Source organism: Candidatus Hepatincolaceae symbiont of Strigamia maritima, assembly GCF_055505085.1.
This window is the reverse complement of record NZ_DBKDTU010000224.1, coordinates 1-4,999: the sequence shown is the minus strand read 5'-3', so window position 1 is coordinate 4,999 and position 4,999 is coordinate 1. Positions and strand designations below refer to the sequence as shown.

Annotated in this window: 2 protein-coding genes; both read left to right on the top strand. The window is 29.0% G+C overall.

Annotated features, from left to right (window positions below; translation table 11 throughout):
- Window positions 1-1,209: 1,209 nt before the first annotated feature.
- On the top strand, window positions 1,210-3,846 hold the full coding sequence (locus ACQCX0_RS06145) for a penicillin-binding protein 1A (RefSeq protein ID WP_462563293.1): 2,637 nt from the start codon (window positions 1,210-1,212) through the stop codon (window positions 3,844-3,846).
- A gap of 2 nt (window positions 3,847-3,848) precedes the next feature.
- A protein-coding gene (gene prfB / locus ACQCX0_RS06140; RefSeq protein ID WP_462563292.1) for a peptide chain release factor 2 occupies window positions 3,849-4,956 on the top strand; the annotation gives its coding sequence in 2 pieces (ribosomal slippage) (window positions 3,849-3,920 and window positions 3,922-4,956; 1,107 coding nt in all).
- The last annotated feature ends 43 nt before the right edge of the window (window positions 4,957-4,999 follow it).

The window sequence follows — 4,999 nt, the reverse complement described above, 5'->3', positions numbered from 1 at the left end:
ACACTCTTTCCCTACACGACGCTCTTCCGATCTTTAAAATTTTAAATTTTCCGTTTAGATTAATTTTCAATTTACCAATGCCCTATGTGTGGTCTATGAATGATGAGGATATTTACGATGCATTAGAAGGAAATTTAATTCAAAAAATTAGGTATGGGCATCCGGAACAAAATACTCTTAGGGTGGTTTTAGATTTATCAAGTCCTGTAGCAGTAAGAAAAGCTTTTTTAACACCAGAAAAATCAGGAGGGTATAATTTTATTATAGATTTACAAGTGTCCAATGCAGTAAGTTATGCTTTAGACAGTGCAACTTTAATTGCTGGGAATGATCCTAGTTCTTTAAAAAAATATGCTAAGGAAATTAAGAGATTTGAAGCTGTAGAAAGAGATAAAAAAAGACAAAATATGATTAAATCTAAAATATCAGATTATTTATCTACGGTAAAGTATCCTGTTCCTAATAAAAACAATCTTGATAGAAGGGTTACTGTGGTTATAGATCCAGGTCATGGAGGAAGAGATTCAGGAGCTATTGCTAATTTTGATCATGGAGTAATGGAAAAAAATATTGTACTTAGTATAGCTTTATTATTACAAAAACAATTAGAAGAACATCCTGATATTAGTGTGATTCTTACTCGTAAAGGAGATTATTATTTACCTCTGCAGGATAGATCTCTCTGGGCTAGGTATTTTAATGCAGATTTATTTATATCTATTCATGCTGATAAATCTTCTGATGTTACCTCAAAAGGATTATCTATTTATACTTTATCTGAACAAGCATCAGATGCTCAGTCACAATTATTAGCTAATAATGAAAATAGATCTGATATTTTAGCTGGTATTGATTTATCTAAAGAAAGTGAAGAGGTAACTAGAATTTTAATTAATTTATCTCAAAGAATTAAAATTAATGAATCTATAGTATTAGCTAATAAAGTTTTAGAAAAAGTTATACAAGGGGTGCCTGTTTTAACTAATCCTGTTAGATACGCGGGATTTCAAGTATTAAAATTACCGGATGTTCCGTCAATTTTAATAGAAACAGGTTTTTTATCTAATGAAGAAGATGTTATTCGTTTAACAGAGGCAGATCATCAAGCTGTAATAGCTAAAAAAATAGCTCAGGGAATAGAAACTTATTTATGGGATAAGAAAAAACTTACTATAAGACCAAGTTATTAAGTAATTTAATTAGCTAAGAATGTTAACTTTTATACAAGCTTTTATTAATTTATTAATTTTAATTATTGATAGTTTTGTTTTTTGTGCTAAATCTTTAAGAGATTTTCTACTTAAAAAAAAATCTACACCTTTAACAAAAAATCAAAAAATACTAATTGATGATATTTTAAATACTACATCTGTTCTGCAAGATAAACCTATCCATAAAGATATTATTTTAGGTGATATTCTAAAACAAAAGAAAAATAAAACTCAGCTATTTTTACAATATTTTTTATCCTTATTTTGTATTTTAGTATTGTATCTAGTTTATATATTATGGGATTTACCGGATTATAAACAACTCGGTGATTATAATCCGCCTCTTATAACTAGAGTATATAGTGCTGATGGTTATGTACTTTCTGAATTAGCTAAAGAAAAAAGATATTTTGTCTCTAGTAGAGATATTCCTATTTTTATTAAGAATGCTTTTATTTCAGCAGAAGATAAAGGCTTCTATAATCATAATGGTTTTGATATTTTAGGAGTAATTAGAGCTTTTATGAAGAATACCTCTGCATTATTTAATAAAAGAGGAATTGAAGGAGCTTCTACTATCACTCAACAGGTAGTAAAGAATTTTTTACTGAACAATGAGCGTACTATTAATAGAAAAATTAAAGAAGCGGTTTTAACAAAACGCGTGGAGAATACTTACTCCAAAGATAAAATTTTAGAACTTTATTTAAATAAAATCTATTTAGGAAAAAGTTCTTACGGTGTTGCTATGGCAGCTCTTAATTATTTCAATAAATCCTTACAAGAACTTACTATAGCAGAAGCTGCTTTTTTAGCAGCTTTACCTAAAGCCCCTGCCAGATATGATCCTACTATTAATTATGAAACGGCAAAAGCAAGAAGAGATTGGGTTATTAGTAGAATGCTCTCAGATAATAATATTAGTACCGAAGAGGCTAAAGAAGCAATAGAAGAACCTATTATGACCCAATATAGGGATAATCTTAAAACTTTAAATACTAATTATGCAGTGGAGGAAGTTAGGAAAAATCTTATAAAACTCTTCGGATATCAGGCAATTTATGAAGATGGATTAAATATTAAAACTACTATAAATTATAAATTACAATCTTATGCTTATACTGCTCTACGTGCTGGGCTTGAGAGATATGATATGCAAAACGGTTATAGAGGACCATTCTTTAGAACATATACAAATAAAGCAGAATTTAAGAATCTTAAATTAGGTAGTATTAATAAAGAGACTGATAACTATATGTGGTTTGATGTTTTAAGAAAAAACACTGCAGTTATGGAAAATAAAGAATCTCTTATACCTTTATCTATAGGAATTATTATTGAAATATCTTCAAAAAAACTACAAATAGGCTTATTAAATAAAGAAATTATAGAAATAGATATTAGTACTAGTACTTGGGCTAGCCCTCCTACGAGTGAGGGAAAGAAACGTTTATCTAATTTCAATACTATCTTGCAAATAGGTGATATTATTTTAGTACAGAGTAAAACTAATAAAGAAGGAAATGTATACTGGGAATTAAAACAAGAACCTCAAGTAAACGGTGCTCTTGTAGCCATGGATCCGCGTAATGGTGATATTTTAGCAATACAGGGAGGATACTCCTTTGCTAGAAGTGAATTTAATAGAGCCACTCAAGCATTACGTCAACCCGGTTCGGCTTTTAAACCATTTGTATACCTAAGTGCAATACAGCAAGGATATAAAGCTAATGATTTATTTTTGGATGCTCCTTATGTATCACAGAATAAAGATAGTAATACTTGGAAACCTAAAAATAACCTTAATAGATATAGGGGATATGTAACTTTGCGTAATGCTTTGGAGTACTCTAGAAATTTAGTTACAATTAGAATAACAGAAGCTATAGGTTTAGATAAAGTTAGTAATTTATCTAAGATTTTTGGTATTTATGATAAAGATTTACAAGATTTATCCACTGTATTAGGTTCTCAAGAAACTACTTTATTAAATATGGTTAAGGCATATGCTATGCTTGCTAATGAAGGTAAAAAAATAGATTCTAATTTAGTAGTAAGTACTCAAAATAAAGATAATAAATCTATTTATAAAAGAAATAATATTGCTTGTGTAAGTTGTAGTGATATCGCCTTTACTAATCAACCTTTTCCTCAATTATTAGATAGTAGAGAACAAATTATTGATCCACAAGATATATATATAATTTTAAATATTTTACAAGGAACTGTAGAGCGTGGTATATCACGGCGAGCTAAAGTTAGAGGATATGAAATTGCTGGTAAAACCGGAACCACAAATGATTCTAAAGATACTTGGTTTGTAGGATTTTCACCGAATTTGGTAGTAGGAGTTTATGTCGGATTTGATAACCCTAAAAGTTTAGGAGAATATGCCTCAGGAACTAATACTGCTCTACCAATCTTTGCAGATTTTATGAAACAGGCACTATTATTCTACGATAAAGATCCTTTTAGAATTCCTAATGGTATCAAAATGGCATGGATTAATTATCAAACCGGAAAACTTGCCTCAGCAGGTGATGAGGGGGTTATTCTAGAAGCATTTAAAGATAGTGATGATATAAACGCTTCTATAAATACTGAGGAAGTTGGACAGAATGAAGGAATATATTAGAAATGTTATTAAGTGAGTTTGAAATAAAATCTTTATTAGAAAAAATAGGTAAATCTATAATCTTATTAAGGAGGCTACTTTGACTATGATAATTTATTACTTATTAAGCAAAATTTAGAAAAACTCTTAGAGGATCCAAATCTATGGGAAGATCAAGAAAAAGCTAAAAATTTAAACAAACAGTATATCTCTTATAAAACTGAAATTGAAAATATTGCTCATTTAAATAATAATTATCAAGAACTAAAAGATTTATATACTTTGTGTATAGAAGAAGAAGATGTTGCTTTAGAAGTTGAAGTTATTCAAAATATTCAAAAATTTCAAAAAACTATTAAAGAATTTGAAATAAAATCCTTATTGAATAAAGAGCTAGATAAGAATAATGCTTTTTTAGAAATACATTCAGGTGCCGGAGGAACAGAATCTCAGGATTGGGCAGAAATGCTTCTTAGAATGTATCTAAAATGGTCGCTCAGTCATAAATATGAAATAGAATATATTTCAGAAATTAAAGGGGAAGAGATTGGCATAAAAGCTGTTATTGTAAAAATTATAGGGCTATATGCTTATGGATTCCTAAAAACTGAGGCAGGAGTACACAGGTTAGTCAGACTTTCTCCTTTTGATACCAATAATAAACGGCATACAAGCTTTGCATCAGTATGGGTTTATCCTGAAATTGATAATAATATAGAAGTAATTATAAATCCATCAGATCTTAAGATAGATACTTATAGAGCATCCGGTGCCGGAGGGCAGCATATTAATACTACAGATAGTGCTGTACGTATTACACATCTTGTATCAGGAATTGTAGTACAAGCACAATCAGATAGATCTCAACATAAAAATAAAGAAATAGCTATGAAAATGTTAAGATCTAAACTTTATAATTTAGAATTGAATATTAAAAAATCTAAAATACAAGATAGCAATAATCAGAAATCAGAAATAGGTTTTGGCAGTCAAATACGTTCTTATGTACTACATCCTTATAAAATGATTAAAGACTTAAGAACTAATACGGAAAACTCTAATTCTAAAGCAGTATTAGATGGAGATTTAGATGCTTTTATTCTTAGTGCATTATTAAACAAAAAATATTAATATTATAATTATTAAGGTTAGCTGAAAGCATAGATTATAAGTG

Bases quoted from the DNA above. Each gene is read 5' to 3' on its own strand.
- ACQCX0_RS06145 (WP_462563293.1), top strand. From the start codon at position 1,210: ATGTTAACTTTTATACAAGCTTTTATTAATTTATTAATTTTAATTATT.